This window comes from Litchfieldella anticariensis FP35 = DSM 16096, from assembly GCF_000409775.1.
GTDB lineage: Bacteria > Pseudomonadota > Gammaproteobacteria > Pseudomonadales > Halomonadaceae > Litchfieldella > Litchfieldella anticariensis.
Genome location: NZ_KE332395.1, coordinates 1 through 25,929, shown reverse-complemented (window position 1 = coordinate 25,929; position 25,929 = coordinate 1). Strand labels below are relative to the sequence as shown.

The 25,929-nt window shown below is 58.5% G+C and carries 22 protein-coding genes; 13 read left to right on the top strand and 9 right to left on the bottom strand.

Going from position 1 to position 25,929, the window contains the following annotated elements; translation table 11 throughout:
* Nucleotides 1-62: 62 nt before the first annotated feature.
* A complete protein-coding gene (locus L861_RS21400) occupies nucleotides 63-884 on the top strand; it encodes a UDP-2,3-diacylglucosamine diphosphatase (RefSeq protein WP_016418754.1) in 822 nt (273 codons plus the stop codon).
* A gap of 11 nt (nucleotides 885-895) precedes the next feature.
* Here the strand turns inward: L861_RS21400 and L861_RS21395 are convergent, their stop codons facing one another.
* Nucleotides 896-1,468: a TetR/AcrR family transcriptional regulator gene (locus tag L861_RS21395; RefSeq protein WP_016418753.1), complete on the bottom strand. Its 573-nt coding sequence runs from the start codon at nucleotides 1,466-1,468 to the stop codon at nucleotides 896-898.
* Nucleotides 1,469-1,601: 133 nt separating this feature from the next.
* On the opposite strand from L861_RS21395, the gene L861_RS21390 reads away from it, so the two are divergent.
* Together L861_RS21390 and L861_RS21385 are read left to right on the top strand one after the other, a co-directional pair.
* A complete protein-coding gene (locus L861_RS21390) occupies nucleotides 1,602-2,255 on the top strand; it encodes a glutathione S-transferase family protein (RefSeq protein WP_027947963.1) in 654 nt (217 codons plus the stop codon).
* Nucleotides 2,256-2,344: 89 nt separating this feature from the next.
* Nucleotides 2,345-3,067 (top strand): helix-turn-helix transcriptional regulator, encoded by a 723-nt coding sequence (locus L861_RS21385; RefSeq protein WP_016418751.1) that lies wholly within the window; start codon nucleotides 2,345-2,347, stop codon nucleotides 3,065-3,067.
* On the opposite strand, the gene L861_RS21380 is transcribed toward L861_RS21385, so the two are convergent.
* Nucleotides 3,051-3,989 (bottom strand): AEC family transporter, encoded by a 939-nt coding sequence (locus tag L861_RS21380; protein WP_016418750.1) that lies wholly within the window; start codon nucleotides 3,987-3,989, stop codon nucleotides 3,051-3,053. The genes L861_RS21385 and L861_RS21380 overlap by 17 nt on opposite strands.
* A gap of 198 nt (nucleotides 3,990-4,187) precedes the next feature.
* On the opposite strand from L861_RS21380, the gene yddG reads away from it, so the two are divergent.
* The 3 genes from yddG (at nucleotide 4,188) to sodC (ending at nucleotide 6,767) form a co-directional block, all read left to right on the top strand.
* Complete coding sequence (gene yddG / locus L861_RS21375; RefSeq protein ID WP_016418749.1) at nucleotides 4,188-5,093, top strand: aromatic amino acid exporter YddG; 906 nt, start codon at nucleotides 4,188-4,190, stop codon at nucleotides 5,091-5,093.
* A 217-nt stretch (nucleotides 5,094-5,310) separates the two neighbouring features.
* Nucleotides 5,311-6,150, top strand: coding sequence for a methylenetetrahydrofolate reductase [NAD(P)H] (gene metF / locus L861_RS21370; RefSeq protein WP_016418748.1), 840 nt, complete (start codon nucleotides 5,311-5,313; stop codon nucleotides 6,148-6,150).
* A 77-nt stretch (nucleotides 6,151-6,227) separates the two neighbouring features.
* Nucleotides 6,228-6,767, top strand: coding sequence for a superoxide dismutase family protein (gene sodC, locus L861_RS21365; protein WP_016418747.1), 540 nt, complete (start codon nucleotides 6,228-6,230; stop codon nucleotides 6,765-6,767).
* Between the two features lie 73 nt (nucleotides 6,768-6,840).
* Here the strand turns inward: sodC and L861_RS21360 are convergent, their stop codons facing one another.
* The 4 genes from L861_RS21360 to prlC form a co-directional block, all read right to left on the bottom strand.
* Nucleotides 6,841-9,036 (bottom strand): TRAP transporter permease, encoded by a 2,196-nt coding sequence (locus L861_RS21360; RefSeq protein WP_016418746.1) that lies wholly within the window; start codon nucleotides 9,034-9,036, stop codon nucleotides 6,841-6,843.
* 95 nt (nucleotides 9,037-9,131) lie between these two features.
* Entirely contained in the window at nucleotides 9,132-10,139 is a 1,008-nt protein-coding gene (locus L861_RS21355; RefSeq protein ID WP_016418745.1) for a TAXI family TRAP transporter solute-binding subunit, read from the bottom strand.
* A 271-nt stretch (nucleotides 10,140-10,410) separates the two neighbouring features.
* On the bottom strand, nucleotides 10,411-10,668 hold the full coding sequence (locus tag L861_RS21350; RefSeq protein ID WP_016418744.1) for a YheV family putative zinc ribbon protein: 258 nt from the start codon (nucleotides 10,666-10,668) through the stop codon (nucleotides 10,411-10,413).
* Nucleotides 10,669-10,716: 48 nt separating this feature from the next.
* Nucleotides 10,717-12,768, bottom strand: coding sequence for an oligopeptidase A (gene prlC / locus L861_RS21345; RefSeq protein WP_016418743.1), 2,052 nt, complete (start codon nucleotides 12,766-12,768; stop codon nucleotides 10,717-10,719).
* Nucleotides 12,769-12,937: 169 nt separating this feature from the next.
* Here prlC and L861_RS21340 point away from each other — a divergent pair, with 169 nt between their 5' ends.
* The 3 genes from L861_RS21340 to L861_RS21330 all read left to right on the top strand — a co-directional run bounded on the left by L861_RS21340 (nucleotide 12,938) and on the right by L861_RS21330 (nucleotide 15,650).
* Nucleotides 12,938-14,278: a sodium-dependent transporter gene (locus L861_RS21340; RefSeq protein ID WP_016418742.1), complete on the top strand. Its 1,341-nt coding sequence runs from the start codon at nucleotides 12,938-12,940 to the stop codon at nucleotides 14,276-14,278.
* A 44-nt stretch (nucleotides 14,279-14,322) separates the two neighbouring features.
* Nucleotides 14,323-14,853 carry a gamma carbonic anhydrase family protein gene (locus L861_RS21335; protein ID WP_016418741.1) on the top strand — a complete coding sequence of 177 codons (531 nt, stop codon included), beginning with the start codon at nucleotides 14,323-14,325 and terminating at the stop codon, nucleotides 14,851-14,853.
* 125 nt (nucleotides 14,854-14,978) lie between these two features.
* Nucleotides 14,979-15,650: a metal-dependent hydrolase gene (locus L861_RS21330; RefSeq protein WP_016418740.1), complete on the top strand. Its 672-nt coding sequence runs from the start codon at nucleotides 14,979-14,981 to the stop codon at nucleotides 15,648-15,650.
* Here L861_RS21330 and L861_RS21325 read toward each other — a convergent pair.
* Genes L861_RS21325 through L861_RS21315 form a run of 3 tightly spaced genes read right to left on the bottom strand, consistent with a single transcriptional unit; the run spans nucleotide 15,626 to nucleotide 19,683 of the window.
* On the bottom strand, nucleotides 15,626-17,008 hold the full coding sequence (locus tag L861_RS21325) for a sigma-54-dependent transcriptional regulator (RefSeq protein ID WP_016418739.1): 1,383 nt from the start codon (nucleotides 17,006-17,008) through the stop codon (nucleotides 15,626-15,628). The two genes, L861_RS21330 and L861_RS21325, sit on opposite strands and share 25 nt — an antisense overlap.
* Nucleotides 17,001-18,914, bottom strand: coding sequence for a sensor histidine kinase (locus L861_RS21320; RefSeq protein ID WP_027947966.1), 1,914 nt, complete (start codon nucleotides 18,912-18,914; stop codon nucleotides 17,001-17,003). Before L861_RS21320 ends, L861_RS21325 begins: the two co-directional genes overlap by 8 nt.
* Nucleotides 18,907-19,683, bottom strand: coding sequence for a GntR family transcriptional regulator (locus tag L861_RS21315; protein ID WP_016418737.1), 777 nt, complete (start codon nucleotides 19,681-19,683; stop codon nucleotides 18,907-18,909). The genes L861_RS21320 and L861_RS21315 overlap by 8 nt, the downstream gene beginning before the upstream one ends.
* Before the next feature lie 363 nt (nucleotides 19,684-20,046).
* Here L861_RS21315 and L861_RS21310 point away from each other — a divergent pair, with 363 nt between their 5' ends.
* The 4 genes from L861_RS21310 to L861_RS21295 are packed head-to-tail and all read left to right on the top strand — an operon-like array spanning nucleotide 20,047 to nucleotide 25,803.
* Entirely contained in the window at nucleotides 20,047-20,802 is a 756-nt protein-coding gene (locus L861_RS21310; protein WP_016418736.1) for a (Fe-S)-binding protein, read from the top strand.
* A complete protein-coding gene (locus L861_RS21305) occupies nucleotides 20,799-22,250 on the top strand; it encodes a LutB/LldF family L-lactate oxidation iron-sulfur protein (RefSeq protein WP_016418735.1) in 1,452 nt (483 codons plus the stop codon). Before L861_RS21310 ends, L861_RS21305 begins: the two co-directional genes overlap by 4 nt.
* Complete coding sequence (locus tag L861_RS21300; protein WP_016418734.1) at nucleotides 22,247-22,915, top strand: LutC/YkgG family protein; 669 nt, start codon at nucleotides 22,247-22,249, stop codon at nucleotides 22,913-22,915. The genes L861_RS21305 and L861_RS21300 overlap by 4 nt, the downstream gene beginning before the upstream one ends.
* Complete coding sequence (locus tag L861_RS21295; protein ID WP_016418733.1) at nucleotides 22,912-25,803, top strand: FAD-binding and (Fe-S)-binding domain-containing protein; 2,892 nt, start codon at nucleotides 22,912-22,914, stop codon at nucleotides 25,801-25,803. The genes L861_RS21300 and L861_RS21295 overlap by 4 nt, the downstream gene beginning before the upstream one ends.
* Nucleotides 25,804-25,929: the final 126 nt, after the last annotated feature.

Sequence of the window (25,929 nt, the reverse complement as noted above, 5' to 3'; positions counted from 1 at the left end):
CGCCATAGTGTCGTCATTGCCGATTGCGATGCTGGACGCGCTTTCATGGCGGAGGCCGACCCATGCACACTAGCAAAACCCTCGCATCCGACTATCGCACCTTATTCATTTCGGATGTCCATCTGGGCACGCCGGATTGTCAGGCATCGCTGTTGTCCAGCTTGTTGCGCCGCGTGCGTCCTCAACGGCTCTATCTGGTCGGTGACATGGTCGATTTGATCGCCATGCGCAAGCGAGCAGTGCTACCGCCGGCGCAACAGCAACTGGTTGCTCGCATCCTGCGCTTGGCACGCGGTGGCTGCGAGGTGATCTACATTCCTGGCAACCACGATGCTGCCTTTCGTCGCTTATGTGGACTGCGCATCCACAATGTCAGTATCGAGCGACGCGTGATCCATGAAACTCGCGATGGGCGTCAGCTATTGGTCAGCCATGGTGACGAGTTCGACACCCACGTACGTATCGCCCCTTGGTTGCTGATGCTGGGCGACGGCATGCATCAGTTCGTGCTGCGGTTGAACCGTTGGTGCAATGGTTTGCGTAGGGTCTTCGGCTTACCCTATTGGTCGCTGGCCGGCGCACTCAAGCGCCGGGTGGGTACTGCGCAGCGCTACATCGACCAGTTCGAACAGGCAGCACTCCACCAGGCGGCACGTGAGGGACTTGATGGCTACATTGGCGGCCATATCCACAAGGCAGGTTTTCGTACGCGCGATGGGGTGCTCTACTGCAATGATGGCGACTGGGTCGAGCATTGCACGGCGTTGGCGGAAACTTCTACTGGGCAATTACGGTTGATCGATTGGCAAGGAGAAGTGATCGCCATCGAGCCCAAGGTCGTATCGACGCCAGTCACATCCCCAGGCGTTCTGGTCAACGTCTGAGTGCCATTGTTTCAGGGCCGTTTGCTTCCACCCTCTGGTGCCAACGATAGCGCCAGCTCCCGGCAGGCATCGAGTAGCTCGTTGGCCAGTTCCTCGTCGGTCAATGTTCGCGCAATCGCCATGCCTCCGATCATCGTTACCACTTGCTGCATAACCTGGCGGCGTGCCGGATTGCCTGGCGCTGTAGACGAACTGAAGTAGTCGACGAAGCCTTCAAGCAAGCGGGTATAAGTCGCTCTGACCCGCTTGTCCTGCTGAGCAACATCACTGACCAGGCAGGCCAGCGGACATTGGATACTATCTTCGCGAAGGTGTTCCTCGCTGAGATAGCGCTCGATCCTGGCAGTGGCGTTTTCCTCTGCGTTCAGTTGGGCCGCTCCGTGCCGGGCGGCGAAGCGAATCGCCTGGGTGTACAGCTCGCTTTTCGAGGTGAAGTGGGCATAGAAGGCACCGCGTGTAAGCCCGGCATGCTTCATGACGGCATCGATACTGACACCGTCGAATCCCTGTCGAGTAAACAGGATGGCCGCCGACTGCAGGATACGTTCACGGGTGCGGAGCTTGTGGGTTTCGCTCCAAGGCATGGTGTTCTCCCTTTCTCGATATCCTAGCGATGACATGATTCCACTATATGTTCTTGAACATATCGTGCCTGGCGCTAGGGTCAAGTGGTCCATAAGCATTCAGGAAGCAGTCATGAACGATCAGGAGTTAGCCATGAGTGATCAGGTGCATATCTACGGCCCCCAGTTCAGCAATTTCGTGCGAAGCGTCCAGCTATGCTGCGAAGAGAAGGGAATCCCTTATACGCTGGGAACCACTGTCGATGGCAAGCGGATCGACTTTCAGGGGGAGCGACACCTCGAATGGCATCCCTTTGGCAAGGTACCCGTGTTATTGCATGGCGACCACCGGCTGTATGAAACCACGGCGATCTGCCGTTACCTTGACGCCACCCACGATGGTCCGGCACTGCAACCCCGCGACCCATGGCTACGAGCCCAGGTCGACCAGTGGAGTGCGGTGCTGGCGCTGTATGTCGACCAGGCGTTGGTGCGCCGCTATCTACTGGAGTTCGTATTCCCAAAGGGTAAGGGCGGCAGTGTGCGCATGGATAGGGTGAAAGAAGTGCAACCAGATGTGTCGCGTATGCTGATATTGCTCGAGGAGCAATTGGGTGAACAGGAATATCTCGTCGGTGAGCGGTTTACCATCGCCGATGTCATCGCGGCGCCGATGCTCGACTACCTTTACAAACTGCCTCCGGCGAAGCCGCTCTGGGCCGATGTACCGCACCTCCAAACCTATGTGCAGCGATTGGCTGAGCGGGAATCCGGTCGCAAGGTGCTGATCGATGCCAAGGTGGCATGATCGGCAATCGATAAGTTATGCCAAACTGAAGCGGCGGACACGCGGGTGTCCGCCGCTTCATTCGTCAAGCCATTAACAAGAGACCTGCCATGGTGCTGGCCCACCCCATCATCGAGACACGTGCCTACCCTGAACGCGTGTTGACCGACCGTCATAGCTTTCATCAGCTTCTGCTGGGGCTGGACGGGTGCGTCGAATTGGAAATTGGTGGGCGAGGCATGCGAGTCGAGCCGGGTGTGCTGGCTTCCATTGGCGTAGGCAACGAGCACCATTATCTGGCACCGCGTGCCAACGTCGCTCTGGTACTCGACCTTCCTATCGAGTGGTGCGAGGCGCTGCAGTTGGAGGACTTGTTCGACAGGTGTCCACGCCGGCTATCGCCAACATTGCTGAACCGTGCCCGGTGCCTCGAAGCCGCCTCTACGCAGGAAGTGGTGAGGTGGCTGAATGAGGTACTGGCGCAGCCATCGAATGAGGCGCGCGAGCCGCGCCTGCGTCTGTTGCGCTTGCTGCCCGAAGTCGAGGCTGATCTGGCGCGAGCATGGCGGGTACGCGATTGGGCGGCACATTGTCATTTGGCTGAAGCAGCCTTTGCGCGACAGTTCCGTGCCTTGACCGGTCGTGCACCTCATGCCTGGTTGATCGAGCGGCGCTTGGCACGGGCCAGGCAACTGATGTGCGATACTCGGGCGAGTCTGACTGACGTTGCGCAAGCTTGTGGCTTTGCTGATTCAGCGCATTTCTCGCGCGTCTTTCGTGCTCATCATGGGGCGTCGCCTCGCCAGTGGCGGAATCTCATGTCATGCCGGTGAGCCACAGCAACCCCGACAGATAGAGCGGGATCAGCAGGGGAGCGGCGAGTGTGGTCAAAAGTACAGCGATAGCGCCTTTCTCCGGACGAATCGAAAGCTCCATGGCGACCACCACCACATTGGCGGCCATGGGAACGACTCCGATCAACAACAATGCCACGGCCAACTCGCCCGGAATCCCCACACTAGCTTGCAGGACGAGCACGCTGACACCAACCAGCAGCGGCCAAAGGCCATAGCGCACTATGAAACAGGTGCCGATGAAGCGCGCGTCCACCTCGCGTATCGACACACGTCCCAAGGTCATACCGATGATCATCATGCCCAGCAGCGTATAGCTGGCGGGGAAGACATCGAGCGCATTCATCACTGGTCCGGGAATCGAGATCCCCATGCCACTGGTCAGCAGGGCGGCAAGGAAGGCATAGATCAGCGGCAGTCGGCAGATCTTGACCAGACTCTGGCGCATTGAGAACTGCCCGCGTGCACTGATATAGAAACCTACCGTGAATTCATAGAGTGTGATCCCCAGTAGGCAAAACAGATACAGGGTCACGCCCTCGGGCGGCAGCAACACCATGGCGATGGGCAGCCCGAAGTAGCCGGTGTTGCCAGTGCCGCCTGAAAAGGCGAGTAGCGCGACTTCCTGGTCAGGAAAGAAGGGGCGTATCAAGCGCTGAACCAGCAGGCACACCAGGCTGGCGGTAACGAAGGTACCCAGAGTCAGCAGCAGATAGGTTGGGGTTGGGCCACCCAGGGTCAGGCCGCGAAAGAAGGTGAGCGGGGCAATGATATAAATCAGCAGCGTTGCGATCGGACGGGGATCGATGGCCAGTCGACGGGCGCACAACCAGCCCAGGCCCACGAAAGCCAGCAGCATCCACAAGGGGGCAATCAGGGTTGCGCCGAGATCGAATTGCATTATTCGTGTTTCCGCATATAGAGACGACCATCATGCCTGTCTCGGCGCTGATTGTCAGCGCTGGGCCGCCAAAACTACCTGATCATGAAGTAAGCGACTGCGCATTCCTGCAAGCGGCTGTAAATAGGTCAGAATCGTTCAAGTCATGACGGGAGGTGATCGGCAAGCTGGGCTTGCTTTCACGACCGGGGAACTGCCATGACCGATAGCACCTTGCTTACACCGCCTACCCGTGCCACTGCCATTGGAGCAACCACCGTGCTCAACTGGGCGCTACTGGCATCGTTGACGCAGCTCTCTGGGCCAATGCCGCCTTTTCTGTTGACGGCGCTGGCCTTCGCCATCGCCTTTGGCTGCTTCATGCTCTGGTTGATGGTGCGCGGGGTTTCGCTGTCGACTTCGTTCATACAGCCACCCAAGGTCTGGGCGCTGGGGGTCGGCGGACTATTCGGCTACCATGCCCTCTATTTCGTTGCTCAGCAGAATGCACCACCGGCCAACGCCGGGTTGATCAGCTATTTATGGCCCCTGCTGATCGTGCTCTTCGTTGCCTTGTTGCCCGGTGAGCGGCTGAGATTAAGTCATGTCGTCGGTGCCGTGCTGGGGTTCTCCGGAGCGGCGTTGCTGGTGGGCGGTGATGTGGATGCCGGCGGCAGTCTGCTTGGCTATGCGTCAGCCTTGGCTTGTGCCTTCGTGTGGAGCGGCTATTCGGTACTGTCTCGAGCGGTCCGTGACGTGCCTACTGCAGCGGTCGGTGGTTTTTGCTTGGTGACGGCACTATTGGCGATGCTGTGTCATCTACTTTTCGAAACGACCGTATGGCCCCAAGGAGTTGGCTGGTTAGGCGTGGTTGGCCTGGGCGTAGGGCCAGTAGGCAGTGCCTTCTTTACCTGGGATGTGGGAGTCAAGCGCGGCGATCTGCGCTTATTGGGGTTCCTGGCTTACTTCACCCCGCTGTTGTCGACTCTGGTACTGATCGTCAGCGGTTACGCCGAGCCGACATCTGGACTAGCGACGGCGGCTGTGCTGATCACCCTGGGAATGCTCGTTGGCAGTGGTAGGTTGCGCTGGCCACACAGAGCGCCCCGAGAGGAAGAGGCTTAGTACCGCTAGTTCTATTGCAGCGTTTTCTTATATGATTGAAATCGATACAAGATGACGAAACTTTCATTGGTCGGCGCCCAGTGAAGTCGGCACAATGCGACCATAACCGAGGCTGGCCGGCGCCTGTGGTGACAGTTCCGGCGCTGGCAACGAGCCTGAAGATGAAAATACCGAATACGAGAGTCGTTTTCCAGGGCGACCGAAGAGGGTTGATTCGATGAGTTTACAAGAGCATTCGTTGGACATCAGTTTTGAATTCTTTCCGCCTAGTACCGATGCCGGGCGGGAGAAACTGATGGGCGTACGCGATGCCCTGGCCGAGCGCAAGCCACGTTTCTTCTCGGTGACCTATGGTGCCGGTGGGTCTACTCAAGCGCGTACCACCCAGACCGTCAAGGCAGTACGTGAATGCGGTATTGAAACGGCGCCACACCTGTCCTGCATCGGTAGCGACAAAGGTGAATTGCGCGAATTGCTGGCCCAGTATCGTAACGACGAAATCAGTAGTCTGGTGGCGCTGCGGGGTGATTTGCCATCGGGTATGGGTGGCATCGGTGAGCTGCGTTATGCCAATGAATTGGTCGAGTTCATCCGTGAGGAAACCGGTGACCATTTCGAGATTGCGGTGGCCGGCTATCCCGAATCACACCCTCAAGCACCGAGCTTCGAGAAGGACTTGGAGAACTTCGCACGCAAGGTCAAGGCTGGGGCCAATCTCGCCATTACTCAGTACTTCTTCAATGCTGAAGCTTACTTTCACTTCGTCGATCGGGTAAGGCACCTCGGTGTCGAGGTGCCGGTCGTTCCTGGCATCATGCCGATCACCAACTACACCAAGTTGGCGCGTTTCTCCGATGCATGCGGTGCCGACATCCCTCGCTGGATGCGCAAGCAGCTCGAAGCGTATGGGGATGATAGCGAGTCGATCCGAGCCTTTGGCGAGGAAGTGGTCTCTCGACTGTGCCAGCAATTGATCGAGGGTGGGGCCCCGGGACTGCACTTCTATACTCTTAACCAGGCCGAGGCCACGCTCAAGGTGCTTGATAATCTCTCTTGAGTAAAAGGGGCTTGGCTGCCTCGCCAGTGAGCGTCTAGGCTGATTCTGCATCCATGGAATCAGGAAAGGAGAGACGCATGAAGCGGATTAGTATTGTCCTGGGAGTCGCTACCACATCCCTTCTGCTGGCAGCTTTCAGTCAAGCCAACGAAGGCCATGAGATCGATATTCACAAGGTCAGTGCCGAAGGAGTTGGAGATAAGATCGGCTCCGTTGTTCTGGAAGACAGTGAATATGGCCTGCTGTTGACCCCGAAACTGAGTGATCTAACGCCTGGCGCACATGGGTTTCACGTACATGAAAACCCTAACTGCGAGCCGGCCGAGGGCGACTCGGGTGAGATGACCGCCGCTAAGGCCGCTGGTGGCCATTTCGACCCCGAAGAGACTGGCAGTCATGAAGGGCCCTATGGCGAGGGCCACTTGGGCGACTTACCGGTACTGGTGGTGAATGAGGAAGGAGAAGCAACAACGCCGGTGCTGGCGCCACGCATGAGTGTCGACGATCTCGATGGACACAGCCTGATGATCCATGAAGGGGGCGACAACTATTCCGATGATCCCAAGGCATTGGGCGGCGGCGGTAGCCGCATGGTCTGTGGGACGGTGAACCTCTAAACCCGATGTGCCAATAAAGGAAACCCGCCGCCACTATGAACGTGGCGGCGGGTTTTTACGTCGTGGGGGACGTTCAGGACTTCACTGATATCTTGTCCCCACCTAGTGGCAGACGCCGTTGCAGCAGGAAGATGGCGATACCAACCGCCAGTCCGGCCAAGTCGGAGTAGATGCCTCCGTAGATCATGCACACGGCACCCACCAGCAGTATCAGCCGCACTATGGCCTTGATCGGCCCGAAGAACCAGGCCTGTACCGCCGCTGCCAGCATCACGATGCCGAGTGTCGCGGTCACGCCCACGCGCAGGATCTGTAAGCCACTGCCTTCCATCAGCATCGCCGGGCTGTAGAAGAACATGAACGGCACGATAAAGGCCGCCAGGCCGATCTTGAACGAGGTCACCGAGGTCTGCATGGCATTGGCCCCGGAGATGCCGGCTGCCGCATAGGAGGCCAGGGCCACTGGCGGGGTAATGGCCGATACCACCGCAAAATAGAACACGAAGAAGTGAGCAATCAGCGGCTCGATGCCGATGTTGATAAGCCCTGGTGCAACGACAGAGGCGGCTACCGCGTAAGCGGCCGTGGTCGGCATGCCCATTCCCAGTAGGATGCTGATACACATGGCGAAGAATAGTGCCAGTAACTGGCTGAACCCGGCCAGGCCAAGCAACAGTGACGAGAAGCGCGCACCGACCCCGGTCAGAGAAATCACGCCGACGATGATCCCGGCGCAGGCACAAACGGCGATGATCTGGATCGACATGGTGCCGGCCAGCTGGAGTGCCCGGAGGATCGAGGGAATCCCCATCTTGTGCGGCGATAGCCAGCTCACCACGGCCGCTGAGGCAGTGGCCAGGGTTCCAGCACGAATCACTGAGTAGCCCATGAACAGTGCCGCGATCAGAATCACGATCGGGGCGAACAGGTAGACTTGCTTGATCAGGCGCGAGAAGCGTGGAATCTCGTCGCCACGCATACCGCGCATGCCCTTGCGTGCGGCTTCGAAGTCGACCATGAAGTAGACCGACGCGAAGTACAGGATCGCCGGAATCAGCGCTGCGACGGCGATCTCGGTATAGGGGATCCCGGTGATTTCGGCCATGATGAAGGCCCCGGCGCCCATGATCGGAGGCATGATTTGCCCACCGGTGGAAGCGGCCGCCTCGATGGCACCGGCACTGCGGCTTGGATAGCCGACCTTCTTCATCAGCGGAATGGTCAGCGAGCCGGTGGACACCACGTTGCCGGCGCTGGTGCCATTGATCATGCCCATTAGTCCGGAGGCGAAAATGGCCACCTTGGCGGGGCCACCACGTGCGCGACCGGCGGCAGCGAAAGCAAAGTTGACGAAGTAGTCGCCGACCTTGGAGGCTTGCAGGAAGGCAGCGAAAATGATGAACAGAATGATGTAGGTCGACGAAACGGCAGTGGTTGGGCCGAGAATACCGGCATCGGTATAGACTTGGCTGAAGAAGCGTCCGACCGATAGCCCTGGATAGCCCAGGAATCCCGGCAAGTAAGGGCCGGCAAAGACATATAGCAGGAATATCAGCGAGATGATCACCAGTGCCAGGCCAGCCACGCGACGGGTCAGTTCGAGAATCAGCAACGTTCCCGCGATGGCCGCATAGGAGATTCCCATCGGGGCGAACGTGGTGCCGGTCGACATGCGCAATGGTGTGTTGTAGATGACCAGGAAATAGCCGGCGCTGGCCAGGGCGCAGACCATCAGTACCAACTCGGGAGGACTCACTCGCTCACGAGTTTGCCGATAGACCCAAGACAGCACGATAGCGGCGGCTGAAACTGCAATCAGAGGTAGCCCGAAATGCCAGGTCTCGACATTCGGTGCGATGCGCATGGCGCCACCGCTGATCTCACGCCACATCAAGAAGACCTGGAGCAAGGAATAGAGTGCTGGAATCAGCAGGGCATAGCTCAGCCAGCGCATCCAGGGTGCTGCTGGCCGTTCGCCTTCGGCGACGAAACGGGCACCGGTATAGAAGCCGTAGCCTAGGATCAACGCCCCACAGATATGAATGATACGAAACGACCAGGTTTCTAGCGGATAGACATTCAGTGACATCAGGTGAAAGCTGGAATAGACGATGGCCAGGGCGCTGAATAGCCACCACATCCAACCGGAGAACAGTCGGCGATTGCCTTCCACCACTTCTTCGTCGACACCCTGCGCAATGGTCTCGGGTGTCTTGTCGAGAGCACTGTCGGCCTGGGCCTCGGGTCGTTTATCGGGGGTGTTGCCCATGAGAAGTTACCCTTGAGAGTCAAGCGATAGGGCCCACTCGAGAGTCGGTGCCCGATGTTGTAGGCACCGACCCTTGTCATGGGGTATTGAATAGTTTAGCGGATCATGGCTTCGTCGATTTCGTAGCCGTTCTCGTTAAACCAGCGAGCGGCGCCGGGGTGGAAAGGGATCACCTTGTTGTGAACCACGTTCTCCGGGATGGTGGTGGCGGCGCTACGGTGGATCTCGCGCATCCGATCATTGTTTTCCATGGTGATGCGCGTGGCTTCGTAGACGAAGTCTTCCGGCAGGTCGCAACCGGCGATGGCGAAGTTCCACATCGAGACAGCACGAGCGTCATCCTCGAGGGTGGTATAGGTGCTGGCCGGAATTGAGAACTCCGATACCGGGAAGGCGTCGATGGCTTGTTGTTGCTCTTCCTCGGTGAACTCGATGATGTTGACGTCGGTCTGTACCTCGAGCTGGCTGACGGCCGGGATCGGGATACCAGCGGCGAAGGCGATGACATCGAGCAGTCCGTCCTGGAGCTGGCCACCCAAGTCGTTCCAGCCACCGTTGCGTCGTTCGAAGTTCACACCCAGTTCCTCGAGAATCGCCGGGAAGTAGGTATCGGAAGTCGAACCAGCCGGACCGAACCCAATGCGTGCGCCATCGGGGATCTCGGAGATGGAGGTAATGCCCGAGCTGGAAAGCGCCGCGATCGAGAACGGTGTCTCGTACATCGGGAACATGGCGCAGACATTGTCCATGACGACACCTGGGGCCAACGGGCTTTCCCCGTTCATGGCGTCGGTTGCCGGGCCCATGGTGGTCATGCCGAAGGCGATTTCACCACTGTGCACCAGCGCGAGGTTCTGGGTCGGGCCACCGGTGACTTCACCACCACCAGACAAGCCAAGCTCGTCGGCGATCAGGTTGGCCCAGCCGGAACCGTAAACGAAGTAGGTACCACCCTGACTGGCGGTGCCCATGGTAAAGCTCTGCGGCCACTCTGAGCGGTCGGCGTGCGCGGCAGAAGCCATCAGAAGGCCACCAACGCAAGCGCCGGAGATCAGAACACTGGCGACACGTGGCAAGGCAGAACGGCAGTTGATAGCTGACATGCGATTCCCTCTAGTTCGTTATCATTGAATGACGTATGTCTGGCTCTTCTCTAACGGCAATGATCATGCCGTTAACTATAAAAACATAGTCAAAACAGAGAATTAAGAAACCCTATTTCCACTAAAGTCGAAGAGTGTGAGGCGGGAGTTGTCTGGGAGTTCGCACATTCATGCACCAAGAAGTGTGCGGATTTCCGCACATTCCTTGGTGCTGAAGGGAGGAGGCACTTTTCCTGCTCTTGTCAGGAAATGTACCGAAGGAGTGGATGGGTCATGTGTCGCGGGATGAGGGTTTGGGGTCGAGAATCTTCACCGTCTGCAGCTCATCGCGCTTCTGCTCTTCACGTGGACGATTGACCCGAGTTGCCAACTCAGAAGCGGCCTCCTCCTCGATGGGGAGCTGTTCGAAAAAATCGCAGTTGACGCAATCACGATAGCGAATCCCGTTCTGCTCCCACGTGCGAACGCGATCCATGGCGGCGCAGCGTGGGCAGACGGCGCCGGCGATGAAGCGTTTGGATATTGCCATTGCTGGGGGCCTCCTCCCATTTCTTCCGTCGATCTGTTCAGTGCATTCTCAGGCGGCACGAATACCGCTATGGCGCAACAAGGGCTCGACGCTGGGATCGCGACCACGGAAGGCCCGGAACAGGTCGGCAGCATCACGGGCCCCGCCTTGCTCGAGAATCTCGCGACGAAAGCGCGCGCCGGTTTCGGGGTCGAAGATTCCAGCTTCCTCGAAGGCGCTATAGGCATCGGCAGACAATACCTCGGCCCACTTGTAGCTGTAATAACCCGCTGCATAACCACCGGCGAAGATATGGCTGAAACTATTCTGGAAGCGGTTGAAACTGGCCCTGGGGACTACCGAGACAGCGTCGCGGACACTGTCGAGCAGAGCCTGGACGTCAGTGGCGGACGGAGCGGCCAGCTCATGATGCAGCCGGAAGTCGAACATCGAGAATTCCAACTGGCGCACCATGCCCATGGCCGATTGGAAATTCTTGGCCGCCTGGAGACGCTCTAGCAGGTCGTCAGGCAGCTTGGCACCTGTGTCGACGTGCCCAGTGATCAGGTCCAGCCCCTCGCGCTCCCAACAGAAGTTCTCCATGAACTGGCTGGGCAGCTCGACGGCATCCCAAGCGACACCGTTGATACCGGAAACGTCGGCGACCTGTTGCTTGGTCAGCATATGGTGCAGACCGTGGCCGAATTCATGAAACAGGGTGGTGACCTCGTCATGAGTCAGCAGGGCGGGTTTGTTGCCCACCGGTCGTGTGAAGTTACAGGTCAAGTAAGCGACCGGCAATTGCAGGCTGCCGTCCTCGCGGGCTCGGCGGACCCGGCATTCGTCCATCCAGGCACCGCCTCGCTTGCCTTCCCGCGCGTAAAGGTCGAGATAGAAACCGGCGATGGGCTCGTCATGTTCGGTAATACGGAAGAAACGCACGTCCGGATGATAACGCGGAGCGCTGTCGTCCTCTTCGAACTGTACGCCATAGAGCGTCTCGACGACTCGGAACAGTCCATCAATCACCCTAGGTGCAGGAAAATAAGGGCGTAGCAGTTCTTGGGAAATCGAATAACGGGCTTCGCGCAGCTTTTCACTTGCGTAGCCCACGTCCCATGGCTCGAGGGTTTCGAGTCCTAATTCCTGACGAGCGTAGTCGGTAAGCTCGGCGAACTCCTGCTGAGCTTGGGGGAAGGCCCGATGTGCGAGATCCTCGAGGAAGTCAAGTACTTCGCGGGGAGATTCGGCCATCTTGGTGGCTAAAGAGTAGTCGCCATAGGTGTCGAAGCCCAGCAGGTTGCTCAGTTCACGACGTAATCGGAGGGTTTCCTCGATGATGGAGGCGTTGTCGTATTCTCCAGTGCCCGGTCCTTGATCGGAAGCACGTGTGACGAAGGCAGTGTATACCTCGCGGCGCAACTCACGGTCGTGGGCAAAGCTCACCACTGGGAAAAAACTGGGGAAGTCCAGGGTGATGCGATACCCCTCCATTCCCTTCGCCTCGGCGTTGGCCTTGAGGGTATCAAGGGCACTCTGGGGAAGGCCATCGAGAGCCATGGCATCATCGACATCCTTGTGCCAAGCCTGAGTAGCATCCAGAACGTGGTTGGAGAATGTGTTGGCCAATTCCGACAGGCGTGCCTGGATTTCACCATAGCGGCGCTTCTTGTCGGCGGGCAGGTCGACACCGGCCAGGCGGAAATCGCGCAATGTGTTATCGACGCTGCGCCGTTGCGCTTCATCGAGACGAGAGTAAGCCGGTGAGTCCTTCAGGGCCTGGTAGGCGTGACACAGGCCTTCATGCTGGCCAAGCCAGGTACTGTATTCGGAGAGTATGCCCAGACAGGCCTGGTAGGCCTCGCGCAAGGGGTCGGAATTCATGGTGGCGTTGAGATGCGACACCGGTGACCAGGCTTGGGACAAGCGGTCGTTCAGGGTTTCGAGAGGCGCGGCCAGGCTTTCCCAACTGGGTGGTGCTTGGTTGGCTTGCTCGGCCAGTCGCTCGACGGCGGCCCGGTTGTCCTCGATCAGCCGCTCGATGGCCGGCACCACCTGGTCGGGCTGGATCTCGCCAAAAGGTGGCAGAGTGTGGGTCTCGAGCAGCGGATTGCGGGACATATCGAACCTCCGGAGTGAAATCTTGTGGTTAGATGCGGGCGTGGTCGTTGGGTTTCAATGGCGTTGGCCCAACTACCCCGTTGGCTCCAGTGCTGTTAGGCTTGCGCCTCGGTGGCTGAATGCCCTCGGGTAGTCACCCCTGTAGCTGGTATCTCAAGGATCATCAGACATGAACGAAACTCTGGAGCGCTGGAGTTCGCGGCGAGCCTTTATCCTGGCAGTCACCGGTGCGGCAGTGGGGCTGGGTAACATCTGGCGCTTTCCCTACATGACCGGTGAGAACGGTGGGGCTGTCTTCCTGCTCTTGTATGTCGCTTTCGTGGTACTGCTTGGGGTGCCGGTAATGATGGCTGAAATCATGATTGGCCGCGCAGGGCGTCGCAGTCCGATGCATTCGCTGGCCTATCTCGCACAGCAGGCCAAGACCACTCCACATTGGCGTTGGCTCGGTGTGTTCGGCGCACTGACGGTGTTCTTTATCCTGTCGTTCTATTCGGTGGTGTCCGGCTGGTCGATCGAGTTTCTGATCGAGGCGGTCAATGGTGATTTCGTTGGCTTGGGGCCGGCGGAAGTCGGAGCCAATTTCGAGGCCTTTCTTGCCGACCCGTTGCGCATGACCTTCAATCATACGCTATTCCTGCTGCTGACCATGTCGGTCGTTGCGGCTGGCGTGTCCAACGGGCTGGAAAAGCTCAACAATTTAATGATGCCGCTGCTGTACGCGTTGCTGGTGGTATTGGTGATCCATGCCGCTTTTACCGATGGCTTCGCTCCTGCTTTGGTCTGGCTGTTCCGCCCAGACTTTTCGGCGATCACCGTTGGGGTAGTCATCAACGCCCTGGGGCATGCCTTCTTCACTCTGGCGGTAGGGGCTTGTGCCCTGATGGCCTATGGCGCCTACATGCCCGACCATCAGAGCTTGCCACGTGCCGCTGGGGCAGTGGCGATCCTCGATGTAGCGGTGGCACTGATGGCTGGTATCGCCATCTTTTCGGTGGTGTTCTCTCAAGGCATGGATCCGGGCGAGGGACCAGGACTGATGTTCGTGACGCTTCCGATTGCCTTGGCCGATTTGCCTTGGGGATCATTGTGGTTAGGGTTGTTTTTCCTGCTGCTGCTATTGGCCACCTGGACGTCATCGATCAATCTTGCCGAGCCGATGGTGGCAACATTGCAAGGCTTCGGTTTGCGGCGCAGCCGAGCCACGGCAATCGTCGCCGGAGGGGTATGGTTGGCAGGACTGTTATCGGTGCTGTCATTCTCGACCATGGCCGACGTGCACTGGCTAGCCGGGATGAATTTTTTCGAGTTGGTGACCACGGTGCCGACCGATATCTTCCTGCCCATCGGTGGTCTGTTGATTGCGACCTTTGCTGCCTGGGTGCTGCCCCGGGATACGGCGTTACGCGCCTTGGACGCTGGTCCCAACGGGTTTCGCGCGTGGCGGACGTTGGTGCGCTTCGTGTCGATTCCCTTGACGTTGGTCGTACTACTGTCCGGGCTAATATGACAGTGTAATGGGACCGCTCAGGTCTCGTTAACCAGGAGACGACTATGAGTATCCGAACCTTTCAGGGCATCACGCCACGTCTCGGTGAACGGGTCTATATCGATCCGGCTTGTGTCGTGTTGGGTGATGTGGTGCTGGGCGATGACTGCTCGGTGTGGCCGATGGCCGTCATTCGTGGCGATATGCATCGCATCCGCATCGGAGAACGAACCAGCGTGCAGGACGGTTGTGTGCTGCACATCACGCATGCCAGTGATTTCAATCCTGGCGGCCACCCTCTGGTCATCGGCGATGACGTGACCATTGGCCACAAGGTGGTGTTGCATGGCTGTACCATCGGTAATCGTGTGCTGGTTGGCATGGGCGCTATCATCATGGATGGCGCGGTAGTCGAAGACGAGGTGATCATCGCTGCCGGCGCCATCGTTACCCCAGGCAAACGTTTGGAAAGCGGCCATGTCTATGCTGGCAGCCCGGCGAAGGCCATGCGGCCGCTCAAGGAGTCGGAGCGCGAGTTCTTTCCCTATACCGCCGGCAACTACGTCAAACTCAAGGACCAATATCTCAAGGACTGATTATCTGGCCGACGGGCAGGTAATCTAACACTTCGCTTGAATGTGTCGCTATTTGGCAACTGATTGTTTTTTCAGACCATGCTGCGCATAATCTGGATTTTCATCCAGTGTTTGTCGAGTTTTGCATGGCTGATTTTCGTACCCATCTCAGTGTCGCCGTGGCTGGCGGCGCATTGCTTGGCGTCGGTGGCTGGCAGGTTGCTCAGTTATCGATTGCCGACGCTGCTTCCTTGGCAGTGTTGACCGCTTTAGGCGGGATCCTGCCGGATGTCGACTCTGACCAATCCCATGCCGTTCGTTTGATATTCACGCTGTTTGCCGTACTGGCGGTAGTGGGGGGAGCGTTGCTGTTGCAGGGGAAACTCAGCCCAGGGGCAATAGTCGTTGCCTGTGGCGGGTTATATATCGGCGTGCGTTATGTGCTAAGCGCGGTATTCAAGCACTTTTCCGTACATCGCGGCATCTGGCATTCGTTGCTGGCATCGTCGTTGTGTGGGCTGACGACCGTGGTCGTCAGTTATCAGTGGTTTGCTCAAAGTGCCTGGATGGCTTGGGCCCAAGGGTTGGCACTGGTCGCAGGAACGCTGATCCATATGTTGCTTGATGAGCTATATAGCGTCGACTTGGTCGGTACGCGTATCAAGCGTTCCTTTGGTACGGCATTCAAGCTATTCGACTACCGCCAGCCGGGGAATGCGATACTCATGCTGTTGCTCACGGGCGCTTTGGTGCCCTGGCTACCGCCCTGGCAGGCCCTGGTCGAGTTGTTATCTCACGGTGTGGTGGCGTGGCGGTAGTCCTCAGCCTTGAGGCTATATTTCTTGAGCTTGTCGTAGAGCGTCTTGCGCGGCAGGCCAAGATGTTCGCAGACAGCGGGAATACGTCCTCGGTGGCTGGCCAGCGACTGGCTGATCAGGCTTTTCTCGAATAGCTCCACCTGCTGCGGTAGCGCCATGTCGCCAAGTCCTGGGTCGGCGCCGTCGAGCAGGGCATCGAGCCGGTAATCGTGAGCGGCTCCCAACAACACATAGCGCTCAGCGAGGTTGCGCAACTCGCGGACGTTGCCCGGCCAATCATGGGCCATCAAGGTCGAGATGCTATTGGCATCCAACGGCGGTGCCTCAAGACCACTGCGGTTGGCGGCGACGACCGCGAAATGCTGGAATAGCAAGGGGATGTCCTCACGTCTCTCACGCAGGGCGGGAATCGGCAGGGTCACTACGTTGAGCCGGTAGTAGAGGTCTTCACGAAATTGGCCTTCATCAGCCGCCGCCTTGAGGTCGGTCTTGGTAGCCGCGATCACGCGAATATCCAGTGGTGTTGGAACATTAGCCCCCAGTCGTTCGACACAACGCTCCTGCAGCACCCTCAGCAGTTTGACTTGCAAGCCAAGTGGCATCGACTCGATTTCGTCGAGGAATACCGTACCCCCATTGGCATGTTCGAACTTGCCTATACGACGTTCCATGGCGCCGGTAAAAGCCCCTTTCTCATGGCCGAACAGCTCGGATTCGATAATGGCTTCGGGGACAGCACCACAGTTGATGGCAACGAAAGGCTGGCCGCTACGTGCACTGCGTTCGTGTAGAGAGCGGGCTACCAGATCCTTGCCGGTACCGGTTTCACCGAATAGCAGCACGTCGGCCTCGACTTGGCTGATGCGTTGGACCATCGATGCCAGGCGCTGCATGACCGGTGTGCGACCGACGATGCGTGGCCCAGGAGCGGACTGTTGTGCTTCCAATTCAGCCTTGAGCTGGCGATTTTCCAGGCTCAGGCGGCGCTTCTCGATGCCGCGCCGAACCATCTCTACCAAGCGTTCGCCGGCAAAGGGTTTCTCCAGGAAATCCCAGGCGCCCTCGCGCATGGCTTCCACTGCCGTGGAGATATCGCCGTGGCCAGTAATCAGGATCACTGGTAGATCCGGGTCACGTCGACGGACTTCACGCAACAGTGTCATGCCGTCCATGCCGGGCATGCGGATATCGCTGACCAGCACCCCTGGAAAATCCGGTGTGAGCCGTTCCAGGGCGGCTTCGGCACTGATCAAGGCTTGGGGCGTGTAACCGGCCAGTTCCAGTGTCTGGCTGGCGGTGATACGCAAGTGCTCCTCGTCGTCGATGATCAGTACCGGGGTATCCGTGTCGTCATGCATGAGGGCGGGACTCCTGGGCGTCGCGATGAACGGAGGTTATGACAGTCTCGGGACTGGTGGGCAAGATGATAGTGAAGCAAGCGCCACTACCGGGTTGGTTGCTGGCTTCGAGGTGTCCACCGAGGTCATCGATGATACGCGACGAGATCGACAGGCCTAAGCCAAGCCCGGTACCGGATGACTTGGTGGTGAAGAAGGGTTCGAAAATACGTTTGAGATGTTCTTCGGCGATGCCGGGACCGTTGTCAGCCACACTGATGTGCACTTCATGATCGTGTGGCGTGATGCTGAGTGCCAGATGTGGCTCCGTCGTGTCGCTCATGGCCTGCAAGGCGTTGCCGATCAGGTTGACCATGACCTGTTCGAGGCGTACTAGATCAGCGCGCACCCAGACGTCCTGATCGGGCCAGTGACGCTCGACCACAACGCCGGCTGCGCTCAGGCGTGTCTGGTACAGGCGCAAGGCATAATCGAAGCAAGCAGGGACCGATACCGCGGTCAGATTGTCACCACTCTTGCGGGAGAACTGCTTGAGCTGAGCGCTGATCTCGGCCATGCGTGCGGTCAACTCGACGACCTGCTCGAGATTGGCATCAACCGTTTCCAGCCGGTTGCGGGCGAGAAAGGTTCGCGCGTTTTCGGCGTAGGCTCGAATCGCTGCCAATGGCTGGTTGAGTTCGTGGTTGATGCCGGCGGCGAGTTGTCCGAGTACAGCCAGTTTGGCGGCCTGGACCAGTTCATCGCGGGTCTGGCGTAAGTTGGCTTCAGCTCGCCGTCGCTCTTCAATCTCGGCGGAAAGGCGCCGGTTGGAGTCTACCAGGTCGCGGGTTCGACGTTCGACATTGAGCTCTAACTCATCGCGAGCCCGGGCCAGAGTCTGACGTTCACGCTCGGCAAACTGCTCGCGCTCGCGTCGCAGGCGTAATCGTTGCCAACCGAAGCCGCCGGCGAACAGCGCCACACTGAAGAATCCGCCGGCCAATAGTGCCGCCTGCCACTGCGCGCGGCGTACCGGAAGTTGGGGCTTGAGGATGTGCATATTCCAGCCGAACTCGGGTAGGGAGCGTGTCAGTAGCAAGTATTCTTCGCCTTTCAGTGGGCCCTGGGAAAAACTGACCAGCAGGCTCTGGTCGCGACGTGTCTCGAGAACCTTGATTCCTGACGGTGGGAGTGGTTCGTCGGCATAGCGGCGGGTGGCAAGCAGTGCCTCTCGCTCTGAGTCGGAAAGGGAGGAAAGCGCTGTCAGGCGCAGTTCGGGGCGGCTGGCCATGAAGATGATATCGTCCTGGTCGGTGACCAACAGCTCAGCGCTTTGGTCTGCCCAGCTGTCTTCGACGGTATCGAGCAGGACCTTGACCACCATCACGCCGTCGGGATCGTGATTGCCGTCATCCAGCATCACCGGGGCGGAAAAATAGTAGCCACGCTCCATCGATTGTACGCCCAGGCCATGGAAGCGACCCTGGCGACCGGCGATGGCATCCTGGTAGTAGCTGCGAAACGCGTAGTTCTGGCCGATGAAGGTATTGGGTAGATACCAGTTGCTGGCTGCCAGCGTATTGGCATCGCGGTCTAGCAAATAGATGTCCGAGACATCGGCGGTCTCACGGAAATGGTCGAGCAGCAGATTGACCGGCATCGGGTCCTGTTGCTCGGGTGATACCAGGAAACGTTGCACAACCTCTCGGGAGGCCAGTAGTTCGGGCAGATAGTCATGACGTGATAAATGACCTTCAAGACCTGCCGCTGACAGGCGAAGCTCGTTCTCTGCCTCGCTGCGCAGGGTCTGCAAGGCTTGGTCGCGTGCCACTAGCGCTGACTGCCAGACGACCACGACGAAACCCAGCGGCACCAGAAGCAGGAGCCACAGGCGCCATGTTCGCGCTCGAGAGCTGAGCTTAGCCACCAGCACGTTCGGGCATGGCTTGGGCGCGGCGCAGGGCGCGTTGGGCTCGCGTTTCGGCACGCTCCATCTCCAGCAGTTCTTCTTCGACGAACACCAAGTGCTCGTGGGCTCGAGCGCGAGCATCTTCAGGACGGCCTTCGAGAATGGCATCGAGCAGCGCACGGTGCTGATCCATCAAGCGAGGGCGCGAGTCGGGTTTCTCGAACAGGTGGGCCAAGTTGTCGACGATGCTCTTTTCCAACAAGTGAAAGATGCCACGGATGGTATGCAGCAGCAGCACGTTATGCGCGGACTCGGCAATGGCCAGGTGAAAGGCAGCATCGGCCTTGGCCTCCAGGGTCGGGTCTCGCCCCGCGAAACTGGCTTCCAGTTCCTCGAAGCGTTCGATCAACATCGCTCTGTCGGCTGGCGTGGAACGGAGCGCGGCATAATAGGCGGAAATGCCTTCCATGGCATCACGGAATTCCAGCAAGTCGAGATGAAACTCCTTGTGACGAGGAAGCATGTCCAGCAACGGATCATTGTAACGGGCATTGAGCTCCTCGGTCACATAGGTGCCCCCACCCTGGCGACTGGTCAACAGTCCTCGGGCAGCGAGCTTCTGGATGGCTTCGCGAAGTGATGGTCGCGAGACACCAAAGCGTTCGGACAACGCCCGTTCCGGCGGTAGTCGTTGGCCAGGCTTGAGGCTGCCCTCGAGAATCATCGCCTCGAGACGTTCGGTGATAACATCGGCGATACGGGGTTGGCGAACGGGTTGATAGGCCATGGCGGTTTCTCATGCAAGCGGACGTTGGCAGCGGGTGTGAAGGATTGTGCCAAAAAGCCATGCCGGACGCCCATTGGTAATTGGTATTACCAATTCTAGGCGATATTGCACTCGATGCACAATTTTGTCGGTGTGCATGCAAGAGGTGGTTTTCAGTGACTTATGCCCGATTCCTGCTAGACGATACCAAAGTATAAGCTGTGATATTGGGAAAACTTGCAAGTTGTATTTGACACTTCTTGCTAGAGCCTCCTAAGGTGCATCAATGCTATCTGTAAATTGGTAAAACCAATTTACCATCGTGATGGTCCGGTTGAGTCGGAAAGCCTGCCGGGCGAGGGTCGCGAGCCGAGGAGAACCATAATGATGTCAGTCAAGCTCTACCCTCCGAAGCCGGAGAAGGTCTATTTCTTCGGTACCTGTCTAATCGACATGTTTTACCCACAGGCGGGACTCGATGGGATTCGTTTGCTTGAGCGCGAGGGGATCGAGGTAGTGTTTCCTGACGATCAGACCTGCTGTGGCCAGGCAGCATACACCTCCGGCTATCATGATGAGGCACGCGCCGTGGCGGCTGCCCAGCTCGATTTGTTCCCCGACTCCTGGCCGATCATCGTGCCCTCGGGCTCTTGTGGCGGCATGATGCGAACTCACTACCCGCAGTTGTTTGCCGGTACGCCTCGCGAAGCCCAGGCTCGAGACATCGCTGAGCGAATCTATGAATTGACCGAATTCCTGGTGCATGTCTGTCACGTCAAGTTCGCCGACAAGGGAGAGCCACAGAAAGTGGCCATGCATACTTCGTGCAGTGCACGCCGTGAGATGGGATTGGCAGAGACAGGTCCCGCGCTGCTGGCCCAACTCGGCCAAGTCGAATTGGTGGAGCAGGTGCGTGCTGCGGAGTGCTGTGGTTTCGGTGGTACGTTTGCAGTACGTCATCCAGAGATTTCCGCTGCCATGGTCGAAGACAAGACCCAAGCCATTGAAGCGGCCGGTGCCGAGCACTTTGTCACTTCCGATTGCGGCTGCCTGATGAATATTGCGGGGCGCTTCGAACATCAGAAGAAGGCAGTGCGAGGAGAGCATATTGCCTCCTATCTGTGGCGGAGGACCTCATGAGCGTGCAGCATTTTATCCCACAGACCTATACACCTCAGGCATTTCATCGTCAGGCCCATGAGGCGCTGGATGATCCGCAAATCCGGGCCAACTTCCGGCGTGCCATGGATGGGCTGATAACCAAGCGCCGGGACGTGTTCAGTGATTGGGACCTGGAGGCATTGCGTGAGTTGGGGGCCAATATTCGTCTGCGCGCACTGGCCAAGTTGCCCGATCTGCTTGAACAACTGGAAGCCAACTGCCAGGCCAACGGTATCCGTGTGCACTGGGCAGAAAATGGTGAGGCAGCATGCCGGATCATTCGTGAGCTGTGCGAGGCACGCGGCGCCAAGTCGGTGATCAAGGGCAAGTCAATGGTGTCTGAGGAGATGCACCTCAACGCGCATCTTGAAGAGGCGGGAATCGAAGCGCTGGAGTCAGATCTCGGTGAGTATCTGGTACAGCTCAACGAACAGACCCCCTCGCATATCATCATGCCGGCGATACACCTCAATACCGACGAGATCTCCGAGATCCTACACGACAAGACGGGGACCGAGCGAACTCGTGACGTCGACTACATGACCGCTGCCGCTCGCGCTCAGTTGCGTGAGCGGTTCATGGCCGCTGACGTGGGGATATCGGGAGTCAACTTTGCGGTGGCCGAGACTGGTACCTTGTGCCTGGTGGAAAACGAAGGTAACGGGCGCATGACCACCACGGTGCCTCCGGTGCATATCGCCGTCACTGGCATCGAGAAAGTGGTCGAACATCTGCGCGATGTTCCGCCGCTCTATGCGTTGTTGACTCGCTCGGCGACCGGCCAGCATGTCACCACCTATTTCAATATGATCAGCTCGCCGCGAAAGCCCGGTGAGCATGATGGCCCCGAGGAAGTCCACCTGGTGCTGGTCGATAACGGCCGTTCTGGCATCTATCAAGACAATGAATTGCTCGACACGCTACGTTGTATCCGCTGCGGGGCATGCATGAATCACTGCCCGGTGTATACCCGTGTTGGCGGCCATACCTACGGCACCACCTACCCTGGTCCCATTGGCAAGATCCTGATGCCGCACATGCTGGGGCTGGAGGCAACCAAGGATCTGCCCACTGCATCGAGCCTATGCGGTGCCTGTGGTGAGGTATGTCCTGTGAAGATTCCAATCCCTGACTTGCTGGTGCGGTTACGCAAGGAATCTGTCGGTGAGGGCCGCGGTAATGTACCTGGTGCCGGGGTCAAGCGGTCGCGCAAAGAACTGCTGGCCTGGAAAGGCTGGCAGTGGTTGGCTACCCATCCCGCTGCCTGGCGTGGCAGCACGGTGATCGCCGGCAAGCTGCGTGCTTTAACACCGGCCAAGCTGGGCCCTTGGACCGAGTATCGAACCGCTCCCAAGCCAGCCAAGGTCTCGCTGCATGCCCTGGTCAAAGCACACCGGGAGGAGCTGGCTGGAGAGGGACGGTCATGAGTGCTCGCGAAATTATCCTCAAGCGCTTGCGTGAACGTAGCGATGGCCCCTTGCAGGCGCCGCAAAGCGATTTCACTGTGGTGACGGGTCGAGGCTGGAGCCCACAAGAGCGCCTCGAGCGCTTTGAGCGGCTGATTACCTCGGTGCATGGCGAAGTAATTCATACTACCCATGCTGAATGGACAAAGCGCTTGATCGAGTTGCTGGCTGCCAAATCGATTCGTCGGTTGGCGCTGGGGCATGAGCATCCAGTACCGGTAGCGGCCCGAACGGCGCTAAGGAATCAAGGTGTCGAGTTGGTCGATGTCGATCGTGATATCGAAGACTGGAAGCGAGAGCAGTTCGAAACGGTGGATGCCGGCCTGACCTCGACCGGCGGTGCCATCGCCGAAACCGGCAGCCTGTGGCTGTGGCCGAGCCCCGACGAGCCGCGTCTGATCAGCCTGGTACCGCCGGTCCATATCGCGGTCCTCGATGCCGATGCCATCGAGGACACCTTCTTCGATGTGATCGAGACGCATGGCTGGGCTGGCGGCATGCCCACCAACGCATTGTTGATCTCCGGGCCCAGCAAGACTGCCGATATCGAGCAGACCCTGGCCTATGGGGTGCATGGGCCGCGTGAGCTGGTAGTGCTGATTCGCCACCAGCGGGAGGCCACATGAGCGTATCCGGACACCCCCGAGCCTATCACGAACTCAAGACGGCTCTGGCGGCATCGATCCCCAGCGAACGGCTTATCGACGACCCGCTGCGTACCTTGGCTTATGGCACTGATGCCAGTTTCTATCGTTTGATTCCACAGTTGATCGTGCGAGTCGAAAGTGAGGCCGAGCTTATTCTTACACTGGCCGAATGCCATACCCGTGGCTTGCCGGTAACCTTCCGGGCTGCTGGTACCTCGTTGTCGGGTCAGGCAGTGACCGATTCGGTACTGATCCTGTTGAGTCGAGCCTGGCGTGGCCACGAGATTCTCGACGATGGGGCGGCGATCAAGCTGCAACCCGGCGTGATCGGCGCGCGGGCTAACCAGTTGCTGGTTCCCTTCAAGCGCAAGATCGGGCCCGATCCCGCCTCGATAAATAGTTGTATGATCGGTGGCATCGCCGCCAACAACGCCTCGGGCATGTGTTGTGGCACGGCCCAGAACAGCTATCGCACGTTGCGCGATATTCGGGTGATCCTGGCTGATGGTGCCGTGCTGGATACTGCCGATTCCTCCAGTCGCGAAGCCTTCCGGCGTTCACATGGTGAGTTGCTGGAGGCGCTCGAGCGGTTGTCGCGCGAGACGCTGGCCAATCCCGTACTGGCCGACAAGATTCGTCATAAGTACCGGCTCAAGAACACGACTGGCTATGCCTTGAACAGCCTGGTCGATTTCACTGATGGCATTGAGATCCTCAAACACCTGATGATCGGCTCCGAGGGGACGTTGGGCTTCATCAGCTCGATTACCTACGACACCGTGCCCGATGAGCCGGTCAAGGCTGCTGCCTTGGCCTTCTTTCCAGACATGGCCACCACCTGCCGTGCCACCATTGCACTCAAGAAGACACTAGTTTCTGCCGTCGAGTTGATGGACCGTGCTGCACTGTGCTCAGTGCAGGACAAGCCAGGCATGCCGGAGGTACTGAAGACCTTGCCAGAGGGGACGGCGGCGCTGCTGATCGACGTGCGTGGCGATGACGAAGCAGAACTCGAGTCGCGGGAAGCGCAGGTCCATGCTGCCCTGGAAGGCCTCAAGACCTTGGAGCCGCTGACTTTCACCCGTGATCAGCCAACCTACGAGCTGTATTGGAAGATTCGCAAGGGGTTGTTCCCTGCAGTGGGCGCGATACGTGAAACTGGCACCACGGTGGTCATCGAGGACGTAGCGTTTCCCATCGAGCGACTCGATGAAGGCGTGTTGGCGCTCACCGAGGTGTTTCACAAGCATGGCTATCAGGATGCCATCCTGTTCGGGCACGCGCTGGAAGGCAACCTGCACTTCGTTTTTCCACAAGGTTTCGAGAAACCAGGAGAGATCGAACGCTACCAGGCATTGATGAATGAGGTTGCCCAACTGGTGGGAGTCGAATACGGCGGCTCGCTCAAGGCCGAACACGGAACCGGACGCAATATGGCGCCCTATGTGGAGCTCGAGTGGGGGGCTGATGCCTATGCCTTGATGTGGCGCATCAAGGCACTGTTCGACCCCGAGAATCTGCTCAATCCCGAGGTGATCCTGAGCCGCAACCCGACCTTGCACCTAGAAAATCTCAAGCCGCTACCGGCTGCCGATCCATTAGTGGATAAGTGCATTGAGTGTGGTTTCTGCGAGCCGGTTTGTCCGTCGCGGGATCTGACGCTCACCCCGCGTCAACGTATCGTGATTCGCCGTGAGCTGGCACGACTCGAAGCGTTGGGCGAACAGGCAAACGACGACGATAAGGCGCGTATCGAGCAGCTCTGGAGTGATTACCGGTATCAGGGCGACGAAACCTGTGCCGCCGATGGGCTTTGTGCCACCCAATGTCCGGTGAGCATCAATACCGGTGACCTGATTCGCAGCCTGCGCCGGGAACGCAATGTTGGCAAGGCTGGTGTGGCGCGCCTGGTGGGACGGCATTTCTCCGGAACCACACGCTTCGGCCGCGGAGCTCTCAACATGGCAGCATTCGGACAGGCCGTGCTTGGTGACAAAGGTTTGATCAAAGTCAGTCAGACCTTGCGCAAACTTAGTGGAGAGCGGTTGCCGCAATGGCTGCCAAGCATGCCCCGGGCTGCCTCGGTCAAGGTGTTGAAACGGTCTGTGAACAGGGATGACCGTATACGTGACAAGGTCGTCTATATGCCGTCATGCGCCACCCGAGTTTTCGGTGCCAATCGCGACGATCAGGAATCGCGTTCGGTAATGGAGTTGACGCTGGCATTGCTCGACAAGGCGGGATTCGAGGTCATCATTCCGGCCATGCCGGGACATCTGTGCTGTGGTATGGCCTTTCAGTCCAAAGGGCAGTTTGGCGAGGCCGACCACAAGGCGCGGGAACTCAACCGCGAATTGCTGGCCGCCAGCCAGAACGGACGCTACCCGGTGCTGTGTGATACTAGCCCATGTACTTTGCGTATGAGAGAGACCCTGGACGAGCGCCTGGTACTGATGGAGCCGGTGAACTTTGCCCATGATCACTTGTTGCCGAGGCTGGAAATTACACCGGTGGACGAGTGCATTGCCGTTCATGTGACTTGCTCCAGTACGCGCATGGGGTTGACCGACAAGTTTCTGGCCTTGGCCAAAGCCTGTTCCACCAATGTAGTGGTACCCGCGGGGATCACCTGTTGCGGTTTTGCCGGTGACAAGGGCTTTTCCACGCCGGAACTCAATGCCTCGGCACTGCAAGGGCTGGCCCATCAAGTGAAGGGGTGCGTGGCCGGCTATTCCAACTCGCGCACCTGCGAAATCGGCCTGTCACTGCATGGTGGTATTCCCTATCGTTCGATCCTCTCACTGGTCGATCGGGTTAGTCGCTCAAAGGAAGTCGTTGAGCGGAAAGAGAGGGTCTCAGAGGCATGAGTGAGAGAGGGGCTTTTCCTTTGCCATCTTTTTGGCATCATGGTGTCAAAAAACACTTGCAGGAAACCCGATGAATCCGTAGAGTACGCATCCGCTGCTGACGACGGGCACACGTTGTTGGCGGTG

Coding starts and splice junctions, on each gene's coding strand:
- L861_RS21390 (WP_027947963.1), top strand. CDS start 1,602: ATGAGTGATCAGGTGCATATCTACGGCCCCCAGTTCAGCAATTTCGTG.
- L861_RS21385 (WP_016418751.1), top strand. CDS start 2,345: ATGGTGCTGGCCCACCCCATCATCGAGACACGTGCCTACCCTGAACGC.
- L861_RS21360 (WP_016418746.1), bottom strand. CDS start 9,036: ATGGGCAACACCCCCGATAAACGACCCGAGGCCCAGGCCGACAGTGCT.
- sodC (WP_016418747.1), top strand. CDS start 6,228: ATGAAGCGGATTAGTATTGTCCTGGGAGTCGCTACCACATCCCTTCTG.
- L861_RS21325 (WP_016418739.1), bottom strand. CDS start 17,008: ATGCATGACGACACGGATACCCCGGTACTGATCATCGACGACGAGGAG.
- yddG (WP_016418749.1), top strand. CDS start 4,188: ATGACCGATAGCACCTTGCTTACACCGCCTACCCGTGCCACTGCCATT.
- L861_RS21340 (WP_016418742.1), top strand. CDS start 12,938: ATGAACGAAACTCTGGAGCGCTGGAGTTCGCGGCGAGCCTTTATCCTG.
- L861_RS21335 (WP_016418741.1), top strand. CDS start 14,323: ATGAGTATCCGAACCTTTCAGGGCATCACGCCACGTCTCGGTGAACGG.
- L861_RS21355 (WP_016418745.1), bottom strand. CDS start 10,139: ATGTCAGCTATCAACTGCCGTTCTGCCTTGCCACGTGTCGCCAGTGTT.
- L861_RS21310 (WP_016418736.1), top strand. CDS start 20,047: ATGATGTCAGTCAAGCTCTACCCTCCGAAGCCGGAGAAGGTCTATTTC.
- L861_RS21400 (WP_016418754.1), top strand. CDS start 63: ATGCACACTAGCAAAACCCTCGCATCCGACTATCGCACCTTATTCATT.
- L861_RS21395 (WP_016418753.1), bottom strand. CDS start 1,468: ATGCCTTGGAGCGAAACCCACAAGCTCCGCACCCGTGAACGTATCCTG.
- L861_RS21330 (WP_016418740.1), top strand. CDS start 14,979: ATGGCTGATTTTCGTACCCATCTCAGTGTCGCCGTGGCTGGCGGCGCA.
- L861_RS21315 (WP_016418737.1), bottom strand. CDS start 19,683: ATGGCCTATCAACCCGTTCGCCAACCCCGTATCGCCGATGTTATCACC.
- L861_RS21305 (WP_016418735.1), top strand. CDS start 20,799: ATGAGCGTGCAGCATTTTATCCCACAGACCTATACACCTCAGGCATTT.
- L861_RS21300 (WP_016418734.1), top strand. CDS start 22,247: ATGAGTGCTCGCGAAATTATCCTCAAGCGCTTGCGTGAACGTAGCGAT.
- metF (WP_016418748.1), top strand. CDS start 5,311: ATGAGTTTACAAGAGCATTCGTTGGACATCAGTTTTGAATTCTTTCCG.
- L861_RS21350 (WP_016418744.1), bottom strand. CDS start 10,668: ATGGCAATATCCAAACGCTTCATCGCCGGCGCCGTCTGCCCACGCTGC.
- prlC (WP_016418743.1), bottom strand. CDS start 12,768: ATGTCCCGCAATCCGCTGCTCGAGACCCACACTCTGCCACCTTTTGGC.
- L861_RS21295 (WP_016418733.1), top strand. CDS start 22,912: ATGAGCGTATCCGGACACCCCCGAGCCTATCACGAACTCAAGACGGCT.
- L861_RS21380 (WP_016418750.1), bottom strand. CDS start 3,989: ATGCAATTCGATCTCGGCGCAACCCTGATTGCCCCCTTGTGGATGCTG.